Here is a 25,799-nt window from a genome sequence, read left to right on the forward strand (position 1 = left end):
GAGGTCAGGAAACATGCCATCTTTAATGAACATTTTCGGTGTTGCAGGCTCCGCGATGTCAGCGCAGTCGCAGCGGCTCAACGTGACGGCGTCGAATCTCGCCAACGCGGACAGCACGACCGGCCCGGACGGCCAGCCGTACAAGGCCAAGCAGGTCGTGTTCGCGGTCAGCCCGATCGGCGGCGCGCGCACGGGCTCCGGCCAGCAGATCGGCGGCGTGCAGGTCACCGGCGTGGTCGACGACCCGACGCCGATGAAGACCGCCTACGACCCTGGCAACCCGGCGGCCAATCCGGACGGCTATGTCACGCTGCCCAACGTCGACCCGGTGCAGGAAATGGTCAACATGATCTCGGCCTCGCGCTCGTACCAGGCCAACGTCGAGACGCTGAACACCGCCAAAACATTGATGCTGAAAACGCTCACGATCGGAACCTGAGGAGAATTCCTTGACCACAAACACCACCATCGGCAGCAACGGCACGACCGTGTCGCCAACGCTGCTCGATACGATGAACGGCACGAACAGTGCCTCGAGCGCGAGCAGCTCCACCAGCTCGACCGGCAGTACGTCGGGCACCTCGGCGACCGATCTGCAGAACACTTTTCTTCAACTGCTCGTCGCGCAGTTGAAGAATCAGGATCCGACCAATCCAATGGACAGCTCGCAGATGACCTCGCAGCTGGCGCAGATCAACACGGTGTCGGGCATCAGCCAGTTGAACACGACGCTCACTTCGCTCGCCACGCAGATGTCGGCAGGCCAGCAGTCGCAAGCCGCGCTGCTGATCGGCTCGACCGTGCTCGCGCCGGGCAGTTCGGTGGCCGTGGCAAGCGGCAAGGCCGGCGCGTTCGGGGTGCAGCTCGCCAACTCGGTGAGCGATCTGCAGGTGGTCGTGAAGAACTCGGCGGGCCAGATCGTCAGCACGCTCGATCTCGGCAAGCAGTCGGCGGGCACGATTCCGGTGGGCTGGACGCCGACCGATTCGGCCGGCAACGCGCTGCCCGACGGCAACTACACGATCACCGCGGTCGGCACGATCAACGGCCAGCAGGCCACGGCCACGACGCTCACGGGCGCGACGGTGCAAAGCGTCGTCATGCAGAGCACCGGTACGCCGGGCCTCGTGCTGTCGAACGGCACGACCGTGGGGCTGACCAGCGTCGCCGCCATCCTCTGATTCAGATTCTGTCAGTTACGACTTTCCAGATACGGAGACCGTCATGGGTTATCAACAAGGTTTGAGTGGTTTGTCCGCGTCGTCGAGCGACCTCGATGTGATTGGCAACAATATCGCCAACGCGAACACGGTTGGTTTCAAGAGCGGCGCGGCGCAATTCGCCGACATGTACGCCAATTCGGTGGCGACCGCGGTGGGCAACCAGGTCGGCATCGGCACCAAGCTCTCCGAAGTGCAGCAGCAGTTCTCGCAAGGCACGATCACCAGCACCAACCAGGCGCTCGACGTCGCGATCAACGGCAACGGCTTCTTCCAGCTGTCGAACAACGGCTCGCTGGTGTACTCGCGCAACGGCGTGTTCCAGCTCGACAAGAACGGCAACATCACCAACGCACAAGGCCTGCAGTTGATGGGCTACGCCGCGAACGCCGCGGGCATCATCAACACCGCGCAGACCGTGCCGCTCAGCGTGCCGACCGCGAACATCGCGCCGCAAGCAACCACCAAGATCGTCGCCGGTTTGAACCTGAATGCGCAGGACCCGCTGATGCTCGGCACGCCGACGGTGACCTCCGCACTCACGACCAGCGGGCTCACGACGCCCGGCGCGACCATCACGAACACCGCTTCGGGCACGAACAACGATACGTACACGGTCGCCTTCGACACCACGACCACCCCGCCGACCTACAAGGTGACGGACAGCACGCTCGGCACGACCTCCGCCGCCACGCCTTATACGGCGGGCACGGCGATCTCGCTCGGTAACGGCCAGACGATCACCTTCAACGGCACGCCGCTCGCCGGCGACAGCTACACGATCGCGCCGACTCCGGTTGCGTTCAACCAGAACAGCTCGTCGACGTACAACTACTCGACCAGCACGACGGTCTACGATTCGCTCGGCGGCTCGCAGACGGTCAACATGTACTTTGCCAAGACGTCAGCCGGTACGTGGAACGTGTACGCCGGTACGTCTACCGGCACGGCGAACCTGGTCGGCCAGGCTAACTTCAATTCGTCGGGCACGCTGCTCGGCACGACCCAGCCTGCCGTCCCGGCCACCACGCCCCCGACGTTTGTCGCCACCACCACCCCGTTCGTCTTCAACTTCGGCATTCCGACCACCGACGGTTCGTCGACGCCGCAGAACCTGACGCTGAACATCGGCGGGACGACGCAGTACGGCGGCAAGGACGGCGTGAACTCGCTGCAGCCCGACGGCTACGCAGCCGGCACGCTGACGAGCTTCACGATCGGCGCCGACGGCACGCTGACCGGCAACTACTCGAACCAGCAAACCGCGGCGCTCGGCCAGATCGTGCTCGCGAACTTCTCGAACCAGAACGGTCTCGTGAACCTGGGCAACAACGAATTCCAGCAGACCTCGCAATCGGGCGTCGCGCAGATTTCGGCGCCGGGCGCGACCAACCACGGCGTGCTGCAGGGTGGCGCGGTGGAAAACTCCAACGTCGATCTGACGAGCGAACTGGTGAACCTGATCACCGCGCAACGCAACTATCAGGCGAACGCGCAGACGATCAAGACGCAGCAGACCGTCGACCAGACCCTGATCAACCTGTAAGCGACCGGGACTTCCCATCATGGATCGGCTGATCTACACCGCGATGTCGGGCAGCACGCAAGCGCTCGAACAGCAGGCTATCGTTGCCAACAATCTGGCGAACGCCTCGACCACCGGCTTTCGCGCGCAGCTTGCGACTTTCCGCGCCGTGCCGATGGCGTTCGGCGACGGCAGCTCGATCAACGACAACACCACGCGCACCTTTGTGCTGTCGTCGACGCCGGGCGCCGATTACACGCCAGGGCCGATCCAGCAGACCGGCAACCCGCTCGACGTGGCGATTCAGGGTCCGGGCTGGCTGGCGGTGCAAACCGCCGACGGCAACGAGGCCTACACGCGCGCCGGCAATCTGCACGTCGACGAGAACGGCCAACTGGTGAACGCCATGAACCAGACGGTGCTTGGCAACGGCGGCCCGGTATCGGTGCCGCCGGGTGCGGAAATCACCATCGGCAAGGACGGCACGGTGTCCGCGCTGACGCCGGGCGATCCGCCGACTGCGGTGGTGACCGTCGATCAGTTGAAGCTGGTGAATCCGGATCCGCAAACCATGACGCGCGGCGACGACGGCCTGTTTCGCACCGCCGACGGCAATGCCGCCGACGCCGATCCGACCGTCACGCTGGCGCCGGCTTCGCTTGAAGGCAGCAACGTGAATCCGGTCAGCGCAATGGTCGCGATGATCACCAACGCCCGCCAGTTCCAGATGCAAACCAAGCTGCTGGAAAACGCGGATAAGAACGACCAGTCCGCCAACCAGTTGCTCAGCTTTAGCTAATGGGATCGGACTGGAGTAGGCGCTGAAGCGCTAACTCCGGTCGACCGCTTTGCATGGGATGAGAGTAAGCGCTGAAGCGCTAACTCCAGTCGACCGCTTTGCATGGGACCGGAGTAAGCGCTAAAGCGCTAACTCCGGTCGACACAGGAGAAGAATTGTGAATCGCTCGCTTTACATCGCCGCTACCGGCATGAACGCGCAACAGGCGCAGATGGACGTGATTTCGAATAACCTCGCGAACGTCAGCACCAACGGCTTCAAGGGCTCGCGCGCGGTGTTCGAGGATCTGCTGTATCAGACCATCCGCCAGCCGGGTGCGAACTCGACGCAAAACACCGAACTGCCGTCCGGCATCCAGTTGGGTACCGGTGTGCAACAGGTCGCGACCGAACGCCTCTACACGCAGGGCAACCTGCAGCAGACCGGCAACTCGAAAGACATCGCCATCAATGGTCAGGGCTTTTTCCAGGTGCAGATGCCCGACGGCACGACCGCCTATACGCGCGACGGTTCGTTCCAGACCAACGCGCAAGGCCAGCTCGTCACGTCGAGCGGCTATCAGGTGATTCCGGCGATCACGATCCCGAACAACGCAACCTCGTTGACCATCGGCAGCGACGGCGTGGTATCGATCACCGTTGCCGGTTCGACCAATAGCCAGCAGCTCGGCTCGATGCAGGTCGCCACCTTCATCAACCCGGCCGGTCTGGATGCGAAGGGTGAAAACCTGTTCGCGGAAACGGCTTCGTCGGGCGCGCCGAACGTCGCGCAACCGGGCCTGAACGGCGCCGGCACGCTGAATCAGGGCTATGTGGAAGCATCGAACGTGAACGTGGTGCAGGAACTGGTGAACATGATCCAGACGCAGCGCGCTTACGAAATCAACAGCAAGGCCGTGACGACTTCCGACCAGATGCTGCAGACCCTCAGCCAGATGCAGGTTTAAGGCTTAAGGGACTGGGGAATTAAGATCAGGCGGTAATCAAGATGTCGCACTTCACTCGTAATCCGGTTCATTCGCGCACCGCTCAGGCGCTCGTGCAGCTCACGCTGCTCGCGGCGCTGGGCGGCTGCGGCCTCGTGCCGAAGCAGCCGATCACCCAGCAGCCGATGACGGCACAGCCGCCGATGCCGCCGCAAGCGCAGTCGCCGGGCTCGATCTTCAACCCGGGTTACGCGGGCCGGCCGCTGTTCGAAGATCAGCGGCCGCGCAATGTGGGCGACATCCTGACGATCGTGATTCAGGAAAACGTCAACGCGACGAAGTCGTCGGGCGCCAACGCGAATCGCTCGGGCAACACCAACTTCAGCGTGCCGACCGCAGGCTTCCTCGGCGGCCTGTTCGGCAAGACCAATCTGGCCGCGACCGGCGGCAATGCCTTCCAGGGCACCGGCGGCGCGAACGCGTCGAATACCTTCAACGGCACGATCACCGTGACGGTAACGGGCGTGCTGCCGAACGGCAACCTGATGGTGAGCGGCGAAAAGCAGATGCTGATCAACCAGGGCGATGAATTCGTGCGCTTCTCCGGCGTGGTGAATCCGAACACGATCTCCAACCTGAACGCCGTCTACTCGACCCAGGTGGCCGACGCGAAGATCGAATACTCCGCGAAGGGCTATCTCAACGAAGCCGAGAACATGGGCTGGTTGCAGCGGTTTTTCCTCAACGTGTCGCCGTGGTGATCATGCGTACCGTCTTCTTTCGCTCCGGCCACCTCAGCCGCTTCACGCGACTCGTTCAGCTCGGCCGTGCTGTGGCGCTGTTCGCACTCGCCTGCGCGGCCTTGCCGGTGGCGACGCCCGCGCATGCCGAACGCCTGAAGGACCTCGTGCAGATCCAGGGCGTGCGCGACAACCCGCTGATCGGCTACGGCCTCGTGGTCGGTCTCGACGGCACGGGCGACCAGACCACGCAGACGCCGTTCACCACGCAGACCCTCGCCAACATGCTGGCGAACCTCGGCATCTCGATCAACAACCAGGCAGCGGGTTCGACCAACCAGCAGTCGTCGCTATCGAACATCCAGTTGAAGAACGTGGCCGCCGTGATGGTGACGGCGGTGTTGCCGCCATTCGCGCGTCCCGGCGAAGCGATCGACGTGACGGTGTCCTCGCTCGGTAACGCGAAGAGCCTGCGCGGCGGCACGCTGCTGCTCACGCCGCTCAAGGGCGCTGACGGGCAGGTGTATGCGCTCGGCCAGGGCAACCTCGCGGTCGGCGGCGCCGGCGCGAGCGCGAACGGCAGCAAGGTGCAGGTGAATACGCTGGCCGCGGGCCGCATCGCCGGTGGCGCGATCGTCGAACGCGCGGTGCCGACCTCGGTATCGCAAGCGGGCACGATGCAGCTCGATCTGAACGAGATGGACTACGACACCACGCAGCGCGTCGTGGCCGCGGTGAACAACGCGTTCGGCAGCGGCACCGCCACGGCGCTCGACGGCCGCACGATTCAACTGCGCGCGCCGTCCGATCCGGAGCAGCAGGTCGCCTTCATGGCGCAATTGCAGAACCTCGACGTCAAGCCGGCGCAAGCCGCTGCGAAGGTGATCCTGAACGCGCGCACCGGCTCGATCGTGATGAACCAGATGGTCACCCTGCAGAACTGCGCGGTGGCGCACGGCAATCTCTCGGTGGTGATCAATACGCAACCCGTGGTGAGTCAGCCAGGTGCGTTCTCGAACGGCCAGACCGTGGTGGCCAAGCAGTCGCAGATTCAGATGAAGCAGGACAACGGCGCACTAAAACTGGTGACCGCCGGCGCCAACCTCGCCGAAGTGGTGAAGGCGCTCAACGCACTCGGTGCCACGCCCGCGGATCTGATGTCGATCCTGCAGGCCATGAAAGCGGCGGGCGCGTTGCGCGCCGACCTGGAAATCATCTAAGGAAGACACAGGATGAATTCGGATACGACCAACGCCGCCAATGCGGCGAACGACCTGACCCAGCGCTTCGCACTCGACGTGCAGGGCTTCGGCAAGCTGAGCGCACAGGCCAAGGCATCGCCGCAAGCCGGCATGAAGATGGCCGCGCAGCAGTTCGACGCGGTGTTCACGCAGATGATGCTGAAGAGCATGCGCGACGCGACGCCACAGGACGGTCCGTTCGATTCGCACGACAGCGCCACCTTCACGTCGATGATGGATCAGCAGTTGTCGCAACAGCTGTCGCAGAAGGGCATTGGTGTCGCTGACGCGATGCTCAAGCAGATGATGCGCAATCAGGGCATGCAGGTGGGCGGCGCGAATGGCGCAGGCGGCGGTCTCGCCGGCATGGCCAACGCACTGGGTGGCGGCAGCGGCGGCGACGAAGGCCAGACTGCGGCGCTGAACGCGCTCGCGAAGGCTTACGGCAACGCGCAGGCGAACGGTCAGCTGGCGATGGGCAAAGGCTACTCGGCCAATAGCGCGCTGACTCCGCCGATTAAAGGCGACGGCAGCTCGCCGAAGGTCGACGCTTTCGTCGACAAGCTCGCTGAGCCGGCGCAAGCCGCCAGCGCGGCAACCGGCATTCCGGCGCGCTTCATTATCGGCCAGGCCGCGCTCGAATCGGGCTGGGGCAAGAGCGAGATCAGGAAGTCGGACGGTTCGACCAGCCACAACGTGTTCGGCATCAAGGCGACCAAGGACTGGACCGGCAAGACCGTCTCGACGGTAACGACCGAATATGTGAACGGCAAGCCGCAGCGCACCGTCGAAAAATTCCGTGCGTACGACTCATACCAGGAAGCGATGACCGACTACGCGAGCCTGCTCAAGGGCAACCCGCGTTATGCCCAGGTGATCAATTCCGCGCATGACGTGAATGGATTTGCCAACGGCATGCAGCGCGCGGGTTATGCGACCGACCCGCATTACGCTAAAAAGCTGATGTCAATCATGCAGAAAATGGGCTGACCTGCCGTTAATGCAAGTGGGTGGCCGCACCCGGCTACGCGGTAGATCGGTTTATGCAGTCTGATTTTCTCGAATAAAGTATGCACGCGACGGGGCCAGGTGCATAACAAGACGGACGAGGCCGGCTGCCTATGGGCGGCCGGTCTACCCGCATAACCGGCGTGATTGCCGCCGGTATTCAAGGCACGCAGATTTCACGGGTGGCATACCGGCATTTAACGTTTGCGGCAAATATTTCATTACACGCCCCTAAATTTTGGCTGAATGCTGCCGCTAATCAGTTAGATAGACCCGATACCGGAAATCGTTGTAATGTCCGGTTGAATGCGCGTGCTGCGGCTTCGATGAAGACCGCGCAAAAGCCCCGGCAGGAGCCCTGGCACGCGCCCGCAAGAACATGCATACCGGCAAGCCCATGGATACTACCCAGTCGCACGGCCAGACCGACGCACCCGGCCAGTCGCACGCCACGCTAGACGAAAGCGCACCCGATTTCGGCCGTCGCAATCCGCTGGAGATTGGCGTTCAGTTACGCAACCTCGTCAATCGAGGCGATTTCCTCACCGTTGAATATGCGGGCGGTCAGCTCGTGACGCGCCTGCTCGACGTCGACGTGCGCGGGCGCACCTTCACGTTCGACTGGGGCGCGCTCTCCGAACAGAACAAAGGCTTGCTGGGCGCGTCGCGTTGCCAGTTCCACGCCTCGCCTGACGGCGTGCGTGTCGAGTTCGCCACCGGCACCCCGCGCGAAACCCGCTACGAGGGACTGCCCGCATTCGAGTCGGACTTCCCCGACGTGCTGTTCTACGTGCAGCGCCGCGAGTATTTCCGCGTCGATGCGCCGATTCTCGACCCGTATATGTGCACCGGCCGTTTGCCCGAAGGCGATACGTTCCGCTTCGAAGTGCACGATCTGTCGCTCGGCGGCGTCGGCATGCGCACGGCGGACGAACGCGTGGCCGAATTGCCGATGGGCACGCAGCTGCAGGATTGCGAACTGTCGCTCGGCTCGCTCGGCCGGCTTTCGCTGGATCTGCAACTGGTGTCGCACCGCTCCACCGCGTTGCCGAACGGCACACAGCGTTATCAGCTTGGCTTCCGTTTTCTGACGTTGCCGGGCAGTGCCGAAAACACGCTGCAACGTCTGATTACGCAACTTGAAATGAAGCGCCGCTCACTGGTGCGCTGAACGGCGAAAGAGCCTTGCTGCACGCGCCTCGCAAACGTTGAAACAAACTTCGGACAAGCATCGGAATGGCCCTCAATTTTTCCGCGTGAGGGCCGTTAAACAAGATGTTCAAGCAACGTGGCGGCAAGTGGTCGGTGTCGCCCTTCAGGATGACGCATGTCGAGCAACCTCATCAATCTCGGACTCAGTGGACTGAACGCAGCCCAGTGGGGACTCACGACGACCGGTCAGAACATCAGCAACGCGTCGACGCCGGGCTATACGATCGAAACACCGGTCTACGCCGAAGCCGGCGGCCAGTACACGGGTTCCGGCTATCTGCCGCAGGGCGTCTCGACCGTTACCGTGACGCGCCAGTACAGCCAGTATCTGACCACTGAGCTGAACAATGCGCAGTCGTCGAGCAGTTCGCTGTCGGCATACAACACGATGATCTCGCAGCTGAACAATCTGATCGGCAGCCCTACCGCCGGCATTGCGAGCGCGATCACCAGCTATTTCACCGGCTTGCAGAACGTCTCGAACAACGCTTCCAGTCTGGCCACCCGCCAGACCGCGATGAGCGGCGCGCAGACGCTCGTGAACCAGATCAATGCCGCGGGTCAGCAATACGACGCGCTGCGCCAGAGCGTCAACACGCAGCTCAGCAGCACCGTTTCGCAGATCAACAGCTACACGCAGCAGATCGCCCAGCTGAACGGGCAGATCTCCGCGGCCAGCTCGCAAGGCCAGCCGCCGAACCAGCTGATGGATCAACGCGATCAGGCCGTGTCGAACCTGTCGCAACTGATCGGCGTGAACGTCGTGAACAGCAACGGCAGCTACAGCGTGTTCATGAGCAACGGCCAGCCGCTCGTGTCGTCGACCAATAGCTATAACCTGGGCACGGCGCCGTCGACGGGCGACACCAGCGAACTCTCGGTGCAGTATCTCGGCCAGGCCGGCGCGAACCCGGCCGCTGCGCCGCAAAACCTGCCGGACAGCAAAATCACGGGCGGCGCGCTCGGTGGCCTGCTCGCGTTCCGCAGCCAGACGCTCGATCCGGCCGAAGCGCAGCTCGGCGCGATTGCGGTGAGCTTCTCCGCGCAGGTCAACGCACAGAACGGCCTCGGCATCACGCTCGCCGGCGCTCAGGGCGGCGCGCTGTTTTCGGTGGGCGGCCCGACCGTCTACGCGAATACGCAGAACACCGGCAACGCGTCGCTGAACGTTTCATTCGCGAATCCCGCGCAGCCGACCACCGGCGATTACACGCTGGCCTTTAACGGCACCACCTACACGCTGACCGACAATTCGAGCGGCGCCGTAGTGGGCTCGGCGACCAATCTGAGCCAGCCGATCAACGGCCTGAATTTCTCGACCACCGGCACGATGAACGCCGGCGACTCGTTCACGGTCGAACCGACCCGCGGCGCGCTGAACAGCTTCAATACCGCGACCACGGATCCTTCTGCGATCGCGGCTGCCGCACCGGTGCTCGGCGCCGCGACGGCGAGCAATACCGGCACGGGCACGATCACGCAGGGCACGGTGACAGCCGGCTACACCATGCCGAATGCGACCACCACGCTGTCGTACAACGGCACCGGCCTGACGGGCTTCCCGGCGAACTCGACGGTGACGGTCACGGCCGGCACGCCGCCGACCACGACTACGTACGACACCGCCACGACGCCCGTCATCCCGTATTCGGCGGCCTCCGGCGCGACGCTGACGATCAACAACACGACAGCCGGCAGCATGAACGGCGTGACGGTGACGATCAGCGGCGCACCGGCTAACGGCGACACCTTCACCATCGGACCGAACACGGGCGCGAACAACGACGGCCGCAATGCGCTGGCGTTGTCGAACCTGTCCACGGCGAAGGCATTGGGCGGCGGCACGGTCACGTTGACGGGTGCGTATGCGAACTACGTCAACCAGGTCGGCAACCAGACCAACCAGATTCAGACCTCGAGCACGGCACAGACCTCGCTGGTGACCCAGATCACCACCGCGCAGCAGTCGGTTTCGGGCGTGAACATCAACGAAGAAGCAGCCAACCTGCTTCAGTATCAGCAGCTCTATCAGGCGAACAGCAAGGTCATCCAGACCGCGCAGACCCTGTTCCAGACGATACTCGGCATCTTCCAGTGAGGCGTTGAACATGCGCATCTCCAGTACGCAGTACTTCAACATGAACGTGGCGACGATGAGCGATCAGCAAGCTCAATTGTCGCAGTTGTATCAAGAGATCGCGAGCGGCGTAAGCCTCTCCACGCCGTCGGACAATCCGCTCGGCGCGGCGCAGGCGGTGCTGTTGAGCTCGACGGCGACGAGTCTGTCGCAGTACACGACCAACCAGGGTGCTGCGCTCTCTTCGCTGCAACAGGAAGATTCGACGCTCGGCAGCGTCAACACCGTGTTGCAGAGCATTCACACGCTGGTGCTGCGCGCCGGCGACGGTTCGCTGAACGACGGCGACCGCGGTTCGCTCGCGACGCAATTGGAAAGCCTGCGCAGCCAGTTGCTGACGCTCGCCAATGCAACCGACCCGCAGGGCAATGCGTTGTTCGGCGGCTATCAAAGCACCGCGCAGCCGTACACCACCAACTCGGCTGGTGTAGTGACCTATTCGGGTGATGCCGGCACACCCAGCATGCAGATCACCTCCTCGCACACCATCCAGACCGGTGACAACGGCGTCGCGATCTTCGGCAGCGTGGCGGCGATCGGCACCAGCTCGGTGCCGGCGGCGACGGCCGGCAACACCGGCACGGGCGTGATCAGCACGGTCAGCCTGACGAACCCGACCGATCCGACCAATGCGGATACGTACAAGATCAACTTCACGTCGGCGACCACCTATACGGTGACGCAGACCCCGCCGGGCGGCACGCCGACCACGAGTGGGCCGCAACCGTTCACGGCCGGCTCCGCGATTACGGTCGGCGGTCAGACGGTGAACGTCACCGGCGCGCCGAATGCGGGCGACAGTTTCACGGTGACGCCGGCCACGCAAGGCAGCACGGATGTGTTCGCCAACCTGAGCCAGTTGATCACCACGTTGCAGACGCCGGTGTCGGGCGGCGCTTCGACGGCCAGCTTCCAGAGCGCGCTGACCACCAGCATGACCCAGCTCGAAAACACGATGAACAACGTCGTGACCGCGCAGGCGGCAGTGGGTGGCCGCGAGCAGGAAGTGCAGGCGTTGCAGACGGTCACGCAAACCAACACGTTGCAGACGGCTAGCAACCTCGCGGATCTGACGCAGACCGACATGGCCAAGACGATCGGCCAGTACACGATGACGCAAAATGCGCTGCAGGCGGCGCAGCAGGCGTTTGTGAAGATTCAGAGCGTGTCGCTGTTCCAGTACCTGAACTGAGCGGGCGCGTAGTCTGACATGCAGAAGGGCGGAAGCCGGTGTGAACCGGCTCCGCCCTTTTTGATTGGGGTGGCATTTGGGTGACGGATGCGTGGCCAAAGTGGCTGCGCGATGCACGCGCGAGGCGTGGCTCACGCGAAGGCAGGCGGCGGCCCGGAGGCGGCGTTACTTGAATCCCGCCGCCACGCGTCCCATCTGATCGAGGCCGACGTCGAACAGGCGCATGAAGAACGGAATCATGTTCGGGATCATCAGTTGCAGGAGCAGCATGCCGATCAGCATCGTCAGCGGAAAGCCGATCTGGAATACGCCGATTTGTGGCGCTGCGCGGTTCAGAATACCGAGCGAGATATTGGTGATCAGCAGCGCGACGACCACCGGCAGCGACAGCAGCAGGCCCGCCGAAAACACCGTGCTGCCGAAATTCGCCAGCGTGCGCCAGCCGGGTGCGCCCAGAATGTTCGCCGACACCGGCACGGACTGGAACGTCGTCAGCAGGGCGCTGATCATTTGCAGATGGCCGTCGATCACCAGAAACACCAGCATCGCGATGGTGTTCATATAGCTCGACAGCACCTGGCTCGAACTGCTCGCCTGCGCGTCGAAAAATGTCGCGAAACCGAGGCCCATGCCCAGGCCGACAAAATCGCCGGTGGCGCCAATCGCCTGAAACACGATCTGCATCGTCATGCCGAGCGCGATGCCGATCAGGAACTGGTTGACGATGATCCACACGCCTTCAGCGGAAAACACCGTGACTTGCGGCAGTGCGCCCAACGTGGGTGCGACGATGATCGTGATGAAGGCCGCGAGGCCGATTTTCACGCGCGTGGGCAGCGAGCGGTGGCCGAGCACCGGCGCGGTCGCCACCAGCGCGAGAATTCGCACGAACGGCCACAGGAACGCCGTGAGCCAGGCGTTCAGTTGGGCGTAGGTGACGGAAAACATGACGGTGGGGAAGGGCGGACGCGCCAGGCGGAGGCCGGGGCCGCGCTCAGTTGACGAGCGACGGGATGTTGGTGAGCGTCTGACGCAGGTAGTCGAGCATGGTCGTCAACATCCACGGACCGGCGATCACCATCGTGATGGCGATCGCGAGCAGCTTCGGAATGAACGACAGCGTGGTCTCGTTGATCTGCGTGGCGGCCTGGAACAGGCTCACCACCAGACCGACCACCAGCGCGACCAGCAGCAACGGCGCGGCAAGCAGCAGGCCGACATACATGGCCTGGTGCGCGAGCGTCATGACGGATTCCTGATTCATGGCGGAGTACCGGAAGCGTGAGGGGTTGAGTGACGCAACTGAGTGAGGCGGTTAAACGTGCCGAATAAATGCGCCGGTTAAACAAAACTCTGTGCGAGCGAGCCGAGCAGCAATTGCCAACCGTCTACCAGCACGAACAGCATCAGCTTGAACGGCAGCGAGATGGTGGCGGGCGACACCATCATCATCCCCATCGACATCAGCACGCTCGCCACCACCATGTCGATGATGAGGAACGGAATGAAAATCGTGAAGCCGATCTGGAAACCCGTTTTCAGTTCGCTCGTCACGAACGCCGGCACCAGTAACGACAGCGGCACGTCTTCCGGACCTTGCATGGGCGCGGCGTGCGAGATGCGGGCGAACAGCGCGAGATCGCTTTCGCGGGTCTGGCGCAACATGAAAGTCTTGAACGGCGCGAGGCCGCGGCTGACGGCCGTCTCCATCGGCATCGAGCCTTCGGAGAACGGTTTGTAGCCGTCGTTATAGGCCTTGTCGAGCACCGGCGACATCACGAACAGCGTGAGGAACAGCGCGAGACCGACCAGCACCTGGTTCGGCGGCGTGGTGGTGGTGCCGAGCGCCTGACGCAGCAGCGACAACACGATGATGATGCGCGTGAAGCTTGTCATCATCAGTACCATTGCCGGCAGGAACGACAGCATCGTGAGCAGCAGCATCGTCTGCACGCTCAGCGAGTAGGTCGTGCCGCCGTTCGGGCCCGGACTCGTATTGAATGCCGGCAAGCCGGCGGCTTGTGCGAACGACAGCGTCGGCAGCGCGAGCATCAGCGCCGGCAACACGACCGGTGCAACCCGGCGCAGGACGGGAATGACTTTCGAGGCGGCCCAGGACAGGCGAGTGGTGCGCGCCTGATGGTCGGATTGCACGGGCCGCGCTGATAGAAGACTGAACTGCATTACCGATCCCCGCTGCCTTGCGCATTGAAACGTTTGCCCACTTCGCCTTTCAGAGCATCGCGAAAGCGTTGACCGAAGGTGCCGGGCAACGCTGCGGCTGAACCCGATGAAACCGATGAGCCTGGTGTGGCCGGTTGCGTGCCGGCGACCGGATCGACCGCGGCCGAACCTGCTGGCATCGTATGCAGCAGACGCACATTACCCGGCGCCGTGCCGAGTACGAGCCACGTATCGCCGATCTCCACCACCGCGACCCGCTCCTTGCCACCGAGCGAAGCGCCGCCGATCGTCTTCACGAGGCCGCCGCGATTGGCGGGTTGCAAGCCGAAACGGCGCGCGAGCCATGCGCAGGCGAACACCAGACCGATCACGACCAGCAGACCAACGATGGTTTGCAGCACCGCGCCGACGCCGAGCGCCGGAACGGCCGTGCCCGCACCCACACCCGACGCGATCTTCGCGGCGTTATTGACCGCGTTCATGTCGGCCGCGTGCGCGGTGGAGGGGGCGAATGCCGCCACGGAGGTCAGCGCGAACATCAGCGTTGAAGTCGCCACCGTCGTTGCTATGGTCGCAGCGAGTCCGGCGTGATGGAGAGCGCGGCGTGACACACGTGACGCATGCGATGACCTGCGCAACGCGGCGCGTCCGGCAACGCATTTCATCGATTCAGTTTCCGGATACGTTCGGACGGTGTGATGATGTCCGTCAGACGGATACCGAACTTGTCGTTCACGACCACCACTTCGCCTTGGGCGATCAGGCAGCCGTTGACCAGCACGTCCATCGGCTCACCCGCCATGCCGTCCAGTTCCACGACCGAGCCCTGCGCGAGTTGCAGCAGGTTGCGGATCGCGATCTTGGTGCGGCCGAGTTCGACGGTCATCTGGACGGGGATGTCCAGGATCATGTCGATGTCGTTGCGCGTCGAGGTCGGTTCGACCTTCGAGAGCGGCTGGAACACGCCTGCCGTGGCCGCGCTGACTTCCGTGTTGTCGTTCTGCTCGGCCAGCGCGCTGGCCCAGTCGGCCATCGCCGCGTCGTCTTCGGCGCTGGTTGCGTCGGCGGCCAGTTGCGGCTCGCCAGCGGCCAGTTCGGCCTCAGTCTTTGCGTTCAGGTCACTCATATCCACCATCCTTCATCGTGTCGGCTGCGCTGATCATTTTCTGGACCCGCAACGCGTACTGACCATTGAAAATTCCGTAGCCGCACTCCATCACCGGCACGCCATCGACTTTCGCCGTGATGTGTTCGGGGATGTTGATCGGCAGAACATCGCCTTTGCGCATGTTCAGGATCTGTTCGAACGTGACCGGTACCTGGGCTAAGTCGGCGGTCAGTTCCACTTCGGCTGCCTGCACCTGTTGCGACAGCACGCGGACCCAGCGGCGGTCGACTTCGAGCGCCTCGCCCTGGATCGGCGACGAGAGAATGTCGCGGATCGGCTCGATCATCGAATACGGCATGCAGATGTGCAGCGTGCCGCCCGTCGTGCCGAACTCGATCGAGAACTGTGTGACGATGACGATTTCGTTCGGCGTCGCCACGTTGGCGAACTGCGTGTGCATTTCCGAGCGCACGTATTCGAACTGCAGCGGACGCACACTTTTCCACGACGCCGCGTAGTGCTCGAACGTCAGATTGAGCAGCTTCATGATGATGCGCTGCTCGGTTGCCGTGAAATCGCGGCCTTCGACGCGGGTATGGAAACGCCCGTCGCCGCCGAACAGGTTGTCGACCACGAAGAACACCAGGTTCGGGTCGAACACGAACAGCGACGTGCCGCGCAACGGCTTCACATGGACCAGGTTCAGGTTGGTCGGGATCGGCAGATTGCGGGTGAACTCGCTGTACTTCAGCACCTTCACCGGACCGACGGAGATTTCCGCCGAGCGCCGCATGAAGTTGAAGATACCGACGCGCAACAGACGCGCGAAGCGGTCGTTGATGATTTCCAGACCGGGCATCCGGCCGCGGACGATGCGTTCCTGCGTCGCGATGTTGTACGGCCGTACGCCTGAGCGGTCAGTCTGCTCGGCTTCCGAATCGGACTCACCGGTGACGCCCTTGAGGAGGGCATCGACCTCCTCCTGGGACATGAACTCTTCGTGGCCCATTCCTTATTCCTCGTGCGTCCCGTGGCGGTTGATGATGGCAGCGCTGATTAACGTCACTGAGAACGTCACTGCACGACGAATTCGGTGAACAGCACGTCCTGGACGTGGATTGGCGCGGCGCCCTTATCGGTTGGCTGTTCGATCAGCGTCTGGAGTTCGGTGGCCAGCGCGCGTTTGCCTTCGAGCGGCGCGAGTTCTTCCGGGTGTTTGTTCGACAGTGCGAGGAGGATGCGGCTGCGCACTTCCGGCATATGGTCGGAGAGTTCCTGCTGGGTTTTCGGGTCGTTGAGCTTGAGCGTCAGGCCGATCCGCAGGAAGTGTTGCTGACCGTCGTCCGATTGCAGGTTGACCGTCATCGATTCGAGCGGGAAGAAGAGCGGCGCGGCGAGTGGCGCCGGTGCGCTGGCGGTTTCCGCTGCGGCGGGGACTGGTCCGCGTTTGGACATGTAGAACCACACACCCGCGCCGGCAGCGCCTGCGGCGATGATCGCGATGAGGACGATCAGGATGATGCGCTTCAAGGGGCCCGGGGAAGCGGGCACGGCTTGCTGGTTTGCGGTCGTGGTTGCCATGAGGTTTGCTTTGCTTGCCTTTAGTGCTGGTGATGGTGATTGTTGTTGATTTGCCTGCGGCGCGATGGGTCGAAAAGAAGGGTTATTGAGGGTTATCTCTGGTTTTTGCCTTTCAGGCGGGGGGTGGTTTTTGGTGTGGTTTTTGGTTTTTTGGGGGGTGGTGGTTGGTGGGTGGGTTTTGTTTGTTTGTGTGGTTGCCTGGTTGCCTACGGCGTTCGGGTTTTTTTGCCTGGCTCTTTGGCCTTTGCTTGATTTGCTAATGGTCTATTAGTGTTGCCCCTGTGCGGGGCGGCACTTACTTTCTTTGCCGCCGCAAAGAAAGATAAGCAAAGAAAGCGGCTCACACCGCCAGCTCATAAGCGGGTCCCTCGCACAGCCGCGGTAGTGGCCCATCTGGAATCCGTGTCCTCGCACATTCAACGTTAGTGACAAAGGACTCATTCTTCCAGCGACGCTGCGCGCGCCGAAACGCATTTCATAAAACCACCCGCTACGTCTCATCATTCGCATCTCACCACCCGTTCGTGGCTCATCATCGCCACTGCCACTGCCACTGCCACTGCCACTGCCACTGCCACTGCCACTGCCACCATTGCAATCGCGATCGCCTCTGCCACCGTCTGTGCTGTGCTGTGCTGTGCTCCTGCTCCTGCTACTGTGATTGGAGCCGTAATCGTGACTGCAGGGCACTGACATACCATTTAAAGCGGGGGGCACGGATGAGTGCGGGGGTGCGTCGCCGAGGCGAAGCCGATGGCCCCACGGAGATCAATCGAAGCCCTTGGTTTCCTATGCAGACCCATCCGCGACGCACGTAGTGCGGAGTGGGAGCTGACGACACCTTTGTCACTAACGACTGGGGGTGCGAGGGAGCGGATTCCAGATGCACCACTATCGTGACTGTGCGAGGGACCCGCTTATGAGCTGGCGGTGTGAGCCGCTTTCTTTGCTTATCTTTCTTTGCGGCGGCAAAGAAAGTAAGTGCCGCCCCGCACAGGGGCAACGCTAATAGACCATTAGCAAATCAAGCAAAGGCCAAAGCCCCAAGCAAAAAAACAAGCAATCGCCGACGAGGCAACCCACCAAAGGCAAAACCCCCAGCCCGACCGGGCAACCACCAACACCATCAAGCAAACGTATCCACCAACCCCACAGTCCGCCGCACGGCACCACTACCAGAAACAGAATCAGACTCCCCCCCAGCGCCGCCGGCAAACCCACCAGCACCACTCCCCCGCGCCCCAGACCGCCCCGAATCAGCACTCTGCTGCTGCCCGCCCTGCCGGGCAAACCCATCGCTAACACTAGCGCTCCCCAGCCCAATCCCATTGGACTCCATCGCTTCGCGAAGCTTCGGCAACGCCGCCTCGACAGCCTCCCGAACCTGCTGGTGCTGCGAAACGAACAACGCATGTGCATGGTTATCGGCAACCTGCAACACAACCTGTAGCGGCCCAAGATCCTTCGGATTCAAAGTCAGCTCGGCGCTCTGCGAATGCGCATTCGACAAGAACACTACCTTCTGACTCAACGCGTCTTCCCAGTCCGTCGTGCCCACCTGCGGCGACAACGTATTCGCCACTTCCGCAGCACCGGCGTTACCCGTCGTCTGCACGGCTGCCGTCGTACTCGCGGCGCTCGCCGCGGCCTGGCCGGCTGCCAGCGCTGCCGTCGCGGCATCGGCCGCACTCTTGAACGACGCCAGATCGTCACCCTGCGCACCACCGGCCGCCGTCGCGCTCAGCGCGTCAGCCGCTGCCTTCGCTGCCGCGGAGGGATCCGCCACCGTAGTCGTCGCCGTCAACGCGGTCTTGCCCGCGCTCGATCCCTTGCCGTCGCCGAACAAACCGGCCGCCGACGTCTTGCCGTCCGCCGATCCGTTGAGTCCATTGTTCACGCCAGCACCCAGACCGCTTGCCGCCGTCGCCGCATTTGCCGCGCCGCTCGCCAGGGCCTGCGCCGGCACCACGCCCTGGCCGCTCGCCAGCGCGGCCAGCGCCGCTTGCAAGGCATCCTGCACCGACTTCGGATCGGTTGTGCTCGTCTTCTTGCCCGTGGTGCCGCCCGTCGTGGTGTCCGTGCCCGTGCCGGGCAGCGTGGTCGCGGCGTCAGTCAGCGCCGTGGCGGGATCCGCGGTTGCGGGGTCGGTGGCGCTATTCGCGTCGGCTTGAGCTTGTGCTTGCGCCTGAGCGGCGGCCGCCGCCGCTGCCGTGCCCGCGTCAGTCTGCGTGGCCGTGTTGCCGGACTTCGCAGGCGTCGTGGTGGTCTTGTCGGCCGAAGCCTGCTGCGTATTGGCAGACGAAGTGGACGACGAAGCCGACGACGAACCGGATGAAGACGCGTTCGTCGAATTGCTATTGTTCGTGTTGCTGCTCGTGGCGTCCGGGCTCTTCGTCGAAGGATCGGGCGCCGGCGGCGCGTCATGCACGCTCGACGAAGCTGCCGAGGACGACGCAGCGGACGCTGACGAGGACGACGGCGAAACCACCGGCTTACTCGCACTCTGCGCAGCCGAGTTGTTTTGCAGGTCGATACTCTGCTGCAAGGTTTGCGAGAACGGCTTGGCGTTCGCCGCAGCGGCCATCGCCGCGTTGGTGGATGCGCTGCTGGCCGAGCCGAGCAGTGAGCCGATCTGTGAAAGAAGCGACATAGGGAATCCTGTCAATCCGTCAAACGGGGTATTCAGTCAATCGAGGCGGCGCTCGAGCGTGTCAGACGCCCTCTGCGCGCATCCTCAGAATGCGCGCGGCGTGTTCGTCGGCGTCGCGCTGGTCGCGCCGCGCCATGGTTTTCGCTTCGGCGGCGTTGCCCCGCGCCTGCAGCACTTCATATGAACCGAGCTTCTGTTTCTGACGTTGCCAGTCGGGCTTGGCAGCCTCGACGCGCGCATTGGCCGTCACCAGCAGGTTGCGTTGCTGTTCGATGGCGGCGTCGAGCGTGTCGATGAATGCCTGGAAATTGCGCATGTTGCCCGCAGGCATGCCAGTCTGAGCGGTCGCTGTGAAACGCGCGTGATATTCGTCGCGATACTGCACCAGCGAATCGAGCTGCGCCTGTACGTCGTTGCGCTCGCGCTGCGCGCGGCCCAGGCGTTGTGCGGCGGCGTCCACATCGTCCTGGGCCAGGCCGATGAGCGTCTTGATCGGAAAGTGTTTCGCCATCGTCAGCCTCCTTGGGCAAACAGAGCGTCCAGCATCTCGAGACTCGGTTCAAAGTTCGCGCACTCGCGAAAACCTTGTTGCAAAAACGCTTCCATCCGTGGATACAGCGCAATCGCACGGTCGAGCAACGCGTCGCGCCCGCTCGAATAGGCGCCGACGTTGATCAGATCGCGGTTGCGCTGATAGCGCGACAGCATCTGCTTGAACATACGCGTCTTCTCGAGATGGTTATCGTCGATCAGCGCGGTCATTGCCCGGCTAATCGACGCTTCGATGTCGATTGCCGGATAGTGGCCGGCCTCGGCGAGCGAGCGCGACAGCACGATGTGGCCGTCGAGAATCGCGCGCGCGGAGTCGGCGATCGGGTCTTGCTGGTCGTCGCCTTCGGTCAGCACGGTGTAGAACGCGGTGATCGAACCGCCGCCTGCCGGGCCGTTGCCGGTTCGCTCGACGAGCGCCGGCAGTTTGGCGAACACCGAAGGCGGATAACCCTTCGTGGCGGGCGGTTCGCCCACGGCGAGCGCGATTTCGCGCTGCGCCATCGCGTAGCGGGTCAGCGAATCCATCAGCAGCAGCACGTGCTTGCCCTGGTCGCGGAAATATTCGGCGAGCGAGGTCGAGTACGACGCGGCCTGCATCCGCAACAGCGGCGAGACGTCGGCGGGCGCGGCGATCACCACCGAGCGCGCGAGGCCTTCCTCGCCGAGAATCTGTTCGATGAATTCCTTCACTTCGCGACCGCGTTCGCCGATCAGGCCGATCACGATCACCTCGGCGCTGGTGTAGCGCGCCATTGTGCCGAGCAGCACCGATTTACCGACGCCCGAACCGGCGAACAAGCCCATGCGCTGGCCGCGGCCTACGGTCAGGAGCGCGTTGATCGCGCGCACGCCGACGTCGAGCACCTTGTGAATCGGCTCGCGGTTCAGCGGATTGATGACCGGCGAGGACAGCGGCGCATCGGCATGCGCGCCGAGCGGACCGAGGCCGTCGAGCGGGCGGCCGGACGCGTCCAGCACGCGGCCGAGCAATTCCCAGCCGACCGGCAGGCGTTTCGCGCCCGCCATCGGATCGGCGATCGGCGCGCTTTCGAGCGGGTACACGCGAGCGCCAGGCAGCAGGCCGATCACTTCGGTGGTCGGCATCAGAAACAGTTTGTCGCCGGAGAAGCCGACGACTTCGGCTTCGGCCATCGCGAGAGAACTGCCGAACGGCAGTTCGATCATCACTTCGGCGCCCACCGACAGGCGCAGACCGACGGCTTCGAGCACCAGACCGGCGGCGCGCGTCAAACGTCCGCAGGCGCGCATCGGCTTGGCAATTGCGTTGCGCGCGCGCAGCGCGTCGAGCCGGCCGCGCCAGGCTTGCATGTGCGGATTGCTGTCGAGCGCGGGATCGTACGAGGCGGGGAGGGGGGCGGGAGGGAGTGAAGCGTGACTCGAAGAAACGGCAGACTCATGGCTCGCCGTAGCGGATTCGCGGCTCGCCGCCACGCCCTTCGCCGGACGCCCGGCGCCAGAGTGCCCCGTGTCCGGCAGCCCGTGAGCGGGATCGCGCAACGCGGCGTCGATGGCCGCGACCGCGGCAGCGGCGGGCGTCACTGTGGCTGGTTCATCCGCCAGCGCCTCGGCGCCGAACGATGCCAGCGCCAGTTCGCGTTCGAGCGGCGTCAGATCGCTGGCGCGGATCTCTTCGAGCGTCGGCTTCACCATGTGCTCACCTTGCCGAGTGCGGCGGCGACGCGCTCCCAGCGCGTATCGATGCCGGCGTCGACTTCACCGGTGCCGGCTTGCGCACGGCAGCCGCCGCGTTCGATCGCCGGATCGGTGCGCACGGTCCAGCCGCGCGTTTGCAGTTCTTCCATCAGATAGGCTTCGACGACCGGCAGGTCGGCGGGGCTGACGATCAGCGCGGGTGCACCGACCAGCGCCGGTTCCGTGGCCAGCACCTCGCGGGCGGCGGCAATCAGCGCGGTCGGATCGTGCTGCACGTGCTGGCGCACCACCTGTTGGGCGATGTCCAGCGCGAGTGCGACCAGCGTTTCGGAGATCGCGCCTTGCGTGCCGTCGAGTGCCGCCTTGAAGGTTTCGGCCAATGCGGCAAGACGCGCCGCTTCTTCACGCGCTTCGGCCTGGCCCTGCTCGAAACCCTGCGCGTGGCCTTGTTCGTAACCGGCCTGATAACCGAGCGCCTGCCCGGCCACGTGGCCCGTCGCGATGCCCTGCGCGTGCGCGGCGTCGCGCAGGCGTTCGAGTTCGGCTTCGAACGCGCCGTCGTCGACTTCGGGTTCGGGCGGCGGCGGGGGCACCGGGTCGAACGAGGCCATCTCCCAGCGCTGGTAGGCCGAGAGGCTTTCCTTCGCCGAGGAGTTCTGATCAGACATATGCATCTTCCGCCTTGCCGCCTAGCACGATCTGGCCGCTTTCCGCCAGATTGCGCACGATCTGCAGGATGCGGCGCTGCTGCGTCTCGACTTCGGAGACGCGGACCGGGCCGCGCGCATCGAGGTCTTCGGCGAGCAGTTCGGCAGCACGCTGCGACATGTTCGACAGGAACTTCTGGCGCAGCGCGGGCGGCGCGCCCTTCAGCGAGATGATCAACGCCTCGGACTCGACTTCCTTCAGCAACAGCTGGATCGCGCGGTCTTCCAGATCGAGCAGGTTCTCGAACACGAACATCTGATCGATGATCTTCTGTGCGAGTTCCGCGTCGTATTGGCGAACGTTCTCGATGACGCCTTCTTCATGGTTGCTCGACATGAAGTTGAGAATTTCGGCCGCCGTGCGGATGCCGCCCATCGGGCTGCGCTTCAAGTTGTCGCTGCCGGACAGGAGGCCCGTCAGCACATCGTCGAGTTCGCGCAGCGCGGCCGGCTGGATGCCGTCGAGCGTGGCGATCCGCAACAGCACGTCGTTACGCAGACGCTCGGTGAAGCAGGCGACGATTTCCGAAGCCTGATCGCGGTCCAGGTGAACGAGGATGGTCGCAATGATCTGCGGGTGTTCGTTCTTGATGAGCTCGGCCACCGCCGCGGAGTCCATCCACTTGAGGCCTTCGATACCGCTGGTATCGCTGCCCTGCAGAATCCGGTCGATGATCGCGCCGGCCTTGTCGTCGCCGAGCGCCTTGGTCAGCACCGAGCGGATGTAGTCGCTCGAATCCAGCGAAAGCGCCGTGTGCTGTTCGGCTTCACGCACGAACTCCTGCAAGACCTCGTCGACCTGCTCGCGCGTGATGTTCTTCAGCGCGGCCATCGCCACGCCGATCTTCTGCACCTCGCGCGGCCCGAGGAATTTGAACACCTGCGCGGCTTCTTCCTCGCCGATCGACATCAGCAGGAGCGCGCTCTTCATTACGCCTTCAGCGCTCATCGGACACCCAGTTTTTCACGACGGTTGCAACGATCTTCGGATCCTGGCGCGCGATGTTGCGCGCGAATTCCAGATTCCGTTCGTATTTGTGTTTCGAGCTTTCCAGCGCGAGCAATTCGCTGTCGCCTTCCAGTTCGGCGACGGCGGCCGCACCGGCGCGCTCGGCGGCAGGGATGCCGTCGAGCAGGACCGGCTCGTCCGGCGACGGCAGCGCTGCGGCCGCGACCGGCTCCGGCGGCGGGAAAGCGCGGCGCAGCGCCGGCTTCACCATCACGAAGTAGAGGAACAGGGCGACGGCGCCGATGCCGAGGTAGGTCGCGATCTGCTTGGCGAGCGCGATCATGTCCGGCGTGCGCCACCACGGCAGGTCGGCGTCCGGGTCGATGTCGGCCGTGAACGGACTGTTGACCACGTTGACCGAGTCGCCGCGCGCGGCGTCGAAGCCCATCGCGTCCTTCACCAGCTGATTGACCTGCGCGAGCTTGTCGGCGGTGACCGGTTGCATCGTCGCGTGGCCCTTGGCGTCGACCACCCGCAGATAGTTGACCACCACCGCGACCGACAGACGCTTGATGCCGCCCATCGGCTGCTCCAGATGCTGCACGGTCTTGTTGAGCTCGTAATTGGTGGTCGAATCCTTGCGGTCGCTGACGGGCGTCGTGGTCACGCCTGGCGTGCCGTTACCCGCCGTGATCGGCGCGGAAGCGGGCTGCGGCGGCTGATTCGACAGCGCGCCCGGCACGCCCGAGGCGCCGGCTTGCGACATTTCGGTAGCAGTGCTCGATTGCTGGCTGCGGATCGCCGCCTGCTGCGGGCTGCCGTTCGGGCCGTAGTTTTCCGAGGTCTGCTCGCTGCGCGAGAAGTCGATATCGGCGCTGACCTGCGAGTGCGCGTTGCCGGAGCCGAACAGCGGTGACAGGATCGCGTCGATGCGTTGCTGGGTGTTGCGCTCGATCTGCTGACGGTACTTGAGTTGCGAGGCGTCCAGGCCACTGCCGGTGGACGGCTGTGTCAGCAGGTTGCCGTCCTGATCGAGGATGGTCACGCCCTTCACCGGCATATCCGGTACCGCCGACGACACCATATGGGTGATCGCCAGCACCTGGCCTTCGTCGAGCGCGCGGCCCGGGTAGAGATTGACCAGCACGGAAGCAGACGGCGCTTCCTTGTCGCGCACGAACACGGAAGGCTTCGGAATGGCCAGATGCACGCGCGCCGACTTCACCGAGGAAATCGACTCGATCGTGCGCTCCAGCTCACCTTCGAGCGCACGCTGGTAATTGATCTGCTCGGCGAACTGGCTGATGCCGAACTTCTGGTTGTCCATCAGCTCGAAGCCGACCGAGCCGCTCTTGGGCAGCCCTTGCGAAGCCAGACGCAGACGCATTTCATGCACCTGCTCGGCCGGCACGAGGATCGCGCCACCGGCGTCGGAGAACTTGTAGGGGATATTGGCCGCTTGCAGCGCGGTGATGATGGCGCCGCCGTCGCGGTCGGACAGATTGCTGTAGAGCACCTTGTAGTCCGGTGCGCGCGACCACAGGAACAAACCCGCGATGATCGCGACCAGCAACGCAACCGCGAAAATCAGCGGGGCGCGCGGGTTGCCGCGCATTTGCGCGAGACCCGACAGGCGCTGGCCGAAGTTGCCGCCCAGGCTGCTCCCCAGGCCGCCGAGATCCGCGGCACCGCCGGCCTGGCCGGTGCCGGCAGCACCGGCGCCCGGCTGCGCGCCGGCGAGGCCCATGCGGGCGTCGGGGTTGATCAAAGAGTTGGCTGACGAATCCATGCGTCGGGTATCTCCGGGATGCCGTTGCGTTCTGCCGCTTGCGCGCGCCGAGGGTCGGCGGGCGTACGGACAGAGACTTTCACCCTTGAAATTATCCGCAGCGCGGCTCAACCCGATTGCTTGAATAGAGCCGGGTTTCCCCCCTAGTTTCGGGGCTTTCCCGGATGACCCGCTGCTATGCTTTCGTCCAGATCGGTGCGGTTTCCGGCATGCCGGTCGTCATTCCCTGGAGAGAACATGACATTGCCCGTGAACGCGCTCTCGTCGGCGCTGCAACAGATGCAGTCGATGGCGGCGCAAGCGGCCGGCAGCAATACAGCGGTGGCCGACCAGTCCGGCGCGGCGACGGCCGGCGGTTTTGCCTCGGCGCTGAAGGCCTCGCTGGACAAGATCAGCGGCGATCAGACCAAGGCAATCGGCGAATCGCAGGCGTTCGAACTCGGCGCGTCCAACGTTTCGCTGAACGACGTGATGGTCGATATGCAGAAGGCCAACGTCGGCTTCCAGTTCGGCCTGCAGGTGCGCAACAAACTGGTGTCGGCCTATAACGACATCATGCAGATGTCGGTGTAAGTGCGATTCGGGCGGCAGGGCGGTTCCGCCCGT

25 protein-coding genes are annotated in these 25,799 nt (G+C 63.8%); 12 read left to right on the forward strand and 13 right to left on the reverse strand.

The window, feature by feature from the left end:
• The first annotated feature begins 13 nt into the window (after positions 1-13).
• From flgC to flgL, 11 genes are all read left to right on the forward strand, one after another.
• Positions 14-439: a flagellar basal body rod protein FlgC gene (gene flgC, locus PQQ95_RS01815; protein WP_054038463.1), complete on the forward strand. Its 426-nt coding sequence runs from the start codon at positions 14-16 to the stop codon at positions 437-439.
• A 10-nt stretch (positions 440-449) separates the two neighbouring features.
• Positions 450-1,181: a flagellar hook assembly protein FlgD gene (locus PQQ95_RS01820; RefSeq protein ID WP_408434217.1), complete on the forward strand. Its 732-nt coding sequence runs from the start codon at positions 450-452 to the stop codon at positions 1,179-1,181.
• Positions 1,182-1,224: 43 nt separating this feature from the next.
• Positions 1,225-2,766 carry a flagellar hook-basal body complex protein gene (locus PQQ95_RS01825; RefSeq protein WP_408434218.1) on the forward strand — a complete coding sequence of 514 codons (1,542 nt, stop codon included), beginning with the start codon at positions 1,225-1,227 and terminating at the stop codon, positions 2,764-2,766.
• 19 nt (positions 2,767-2,785) lie between these two features.
• Positions 2,786-3,544: a flagellar basal-body rod protein FlgF gene (gene flgF / locus PQQ95_RS01830; protein WP_408434221.1), complete on the forward strand. Its 759-nt coding sequence runs from the start codon at positions 2,786-2,788 to the stop codon at positions 3,542-3,544.
• A gap of 157 nt (positions 3,545-3,701) precedes the next feature.
• Entirely contained in the window at positions 3,702-4,490 is a 789-nt protein-coding gene (gene flgG, locus PQQ95_RS01835; RefSeq protein ID WP_408434223.1) for a flagellar basal-body rod protein FlgG, read from the forward strand.
• Between the two features lie 41 nt (positions 4,491-4,531).
• Positions 4,532-5,230 carry a flagellar basal body L-ring protein FlgH gene (gene flgH / locus PQQ95_RS01840; protein WP_408434225.1) on the forward strand — a complete coding sequence of 233 codons (699 nt, stop codon included), beginning with the start codon at positions 4,532-4,534 and terminating at the stop codon, positions 5,228-5,230.
• Positions 5,231-5,232: 2 nt separating this feature from the next.
• Positions 5,233-6,429 (forward strand): flagellar basal body P-ring protein FlgI, encoded by a 1,197-nt coding sequence (locus PQQ95_RS01845; protein WP_408434226.1) that lies wholly within the window; start codon positions 5,233-5,235, stop codon positions 6,427-6,429.
• A gap of 12 nt (positions 6,430-6,441) precedes the next feature.
• Positions 6,442-7,440 (forward strand): flagellar assembly peptidoglycan hydrolase FlgJ, encoded by a 999-nt coding sequence (gene flgJ, locus PQQ95_RS01850; RefSeq protein WP_408434229.1) that lies wholly within the window; start codon positions 6,442-6,444, stop codon positions 7,438-7,440.
• Positions 7,441-7,855: 415 nt separating this feature from the next.
• On the forward strand, positions 7,856-8,629 hold the full coding sequence (locus PQQ95_RS01855) for a flagellar brake protein (protein WP_408434232.1): 774 nt from the start codon (positions 7,856-7,858) through the stop codon (positions 8,627-8,629).
• A gap of 156 nt (positions 8,630-8,785) precedes the next feature.
• Positions 8,786-10,768, forward strand: coding sequence for a flagellar hook-associated protein FlgK (gene flgK, locus PQQ95_RS01860; RefSeq protein ID WP_408434234.1), 1,983 nt, complete (start codon positions 8,786-8,788; stop codon positions 10,766-10,768).
• A gap of 10 nt (positions 10,769-10,778) precedes the next feature.
• Positions 10,779-11,999: a flagellar hook-associated protein FlgL gene (gene flgL / locus PQQ95_RS01865; RefSeq protein WP_408434236.1), complete on the forward strand. Its 1,221-nt coding sequence runs from the start codon at positions 10,779-10,781 to the stop codon at positions 11,997-11,999.
• A 165-nt stretch (positions 12,000-12,164) separates the two neighbouring features.
• Here the strand turns inward: flgL and fliR are convergent, their stop codons facing one another.
• From fliR to fliF, 13 genes are all read right to left on the reverse strand, one after another.
• On the reverse strand, positions 12,165-12,947 hold the full coding sequence (gene fliR, locus PQQ95_RS01870; protein ID WP_408434239.1) for a flagellar biosynthetic protein FliR: 783 nt from the start codon (positions 12,945-12,947) through the stop codon (positions 12,165-12,167).
• 46 nt (positions 12,948-12,993) lie between these two features.
• Entirely contained in the window at positions 12,994-13,263 is a 270-nt protein-coding gene (gene fliQ, locus PQQ95_RS01875; RefSeq protein ID WP_028198519.1) for a flagellar biosynthesis protein FliQ, read from the reverse strand.
• Between the two features lie 77 nt (positions 13,264-13,340).
• Positions 13,341-14,183, reverse strand: coding sequence for a flagellar type III secretion system pore protein FliP (fliP, locus tag PQQ95_RS01880; RefSeq protein WP_408434242.1), 843 nt, complete (start codon positions 14,181-14,183; stop codon positions 13,341-13,343).
• A complete protein-coding gene (gene fliO, locus PQQ95_RS01885; protein WP_408434545.1) occupies positions 14,183-14,722 on the reverse strand; it encodes a flagellar biosynthetic protein FliO in 540 nt (179 codons plus the stop codon). The genes fliP and fliO overlap by 1 nt, the downstream gene beginning before the upstream one ends.
• A gap of 122 nt (positions 14,723-14,844) precedes the next feature.
• Entirely contained in the window at positions 14,845-15,309 is a 465-nt protein-coding gene (gene fliN, locus PQQ95_RS01890; RefSeq protein ID WP_408434245.1) for a flagellar motor switch protein FliN, read from the reverse strand.
• Entirely contained in the window at positions 15,302-16,300 is a 999-nt protein-coding gene (gene fliM / locus PQQ95_RS01895) for a flagellar motor switch protein FliM (protein ID WP_408434248.1), read from the reverse strand. The genes fliN and fliM overlap by 8 nt, the downstream gene beginning before the upstream one ends.
• 65 nt (positions 16,301-16,365) lie before the next feature.
• Positions 16,366-16,872, reverse strand: coding sequence for a flagellar basal body-associated protein FliL (gene fliL, locus PQQ95_RS01900; RefSeq protein WP_408434251.1), 507 nt, complete (start codon positions 16,870-16,872; stop codon positions 16,366-16,368).
• A 1,126-nt stretch (positions 16,873-17,998) separates the two neighbouring features.
• Positions 17,999-19,522 carry a flagellar hook-length control protein FliK gene (locus PQQ95_RS01905; RefSeq protein ID WP_408434254.1) on the reverse strand — a complete coding sequence of 508 codons (1,524 nt, stop codon included), beginning with the start codon at positions 19,520-19,522 and terminating at the stop codon, positions 17,999-18,001.
• A gap of 61 nt (positions 19,523-19,583) precedes the next feature.
• Positions 19,584-20,033: a flagellar export protein FliJ gene (gene fliJ / locus PQQ95_RS01910; protein WP_408434257.1), complete on the reverse strand. Its 450-nt coding sequence runs from the start codon at positions 20,031-20,033 to the stop codon at positions 19,584-19,586.
• A gap of 2 nt (positions 20,034-20,035) precedes the next feature.
• Positions 20,036-21,745, reverse strand: a complete 1,710-nt coding sequence (gene fliI / locus PQQ95_RS01915) for a flagellar protein export ATPase FliI (protein WP_408434260.1) — start codon at positions 21,743-21,745, stop codon at positions 20,036-20,038.
• The gene (gene fliH / locus PQQ95_RS01920) at positions 21,739-22,422 is read right to left on the reverse strand and encodes a flagellar assembly protein FliH (RefSeq protein ID WP_408434263.1); all 684 of its coding nucleotides are present in this window, start codon (positions 22,420-22,422) and stop codon (positions 21,739-21,741) included. The genes fliI and fliH overlap by 7 nt, the downstream gene beginning before the upstream one ends.
• Entirely contained in the window at positions 22,409-23,404 is a 996-nt protein-coding gene (gene fliG / locus PQQ95_RS01925; protein ID WP_408434266.1) for a flagellar motor switch protein FliG, read from the reverse strand. Before fliG ends, fliH begins: the two co-directional genes overlap by 14 nt.
• Complete coding sequence (gene fliF / locus PQQ95_RS01930) at positions 23,394-25,193, reverse strand: flagellar basal-body MS-ring/collar protein FliF (RefSeq protein WP_408434269.1); 1,800 nt, start codon at positions 25,191-25,193, stop codon at positions 23,394-23,396. Before fliF ends, fliG begins: the two co-directional genes overlap by 11 nt.
• 237 nt (positions 25,194-25,430) lie before the next feature.
• On the opposite strand from fliF, the gene fliE reads away from it, so the two are divergent.
• Positions 25,431-25,766, forward strand: coding sequence for a flagellar hook-basal body complex protein FliE (gene fliE / locus PQQ95_RS01935; RefSeq protein ID WP_408434272.1), 336 nt, complete (start codon positions 25,431-25,433; stop codon positions 25,764-25,766).
• Positions 25,767-25,799 lie beyond the last annotated feature (33 nt).

It is taken from the genome of Paraburkholderia caffeinilytica, from assembly GCF_046030355.1.
GTDB lineage: Bacteria > Pseudomonadota > Gammaproteobacteria > Burkholderiales > Burkholderiaceae > Paraburkholderia > Paraburkholderia caffeinilytica_B.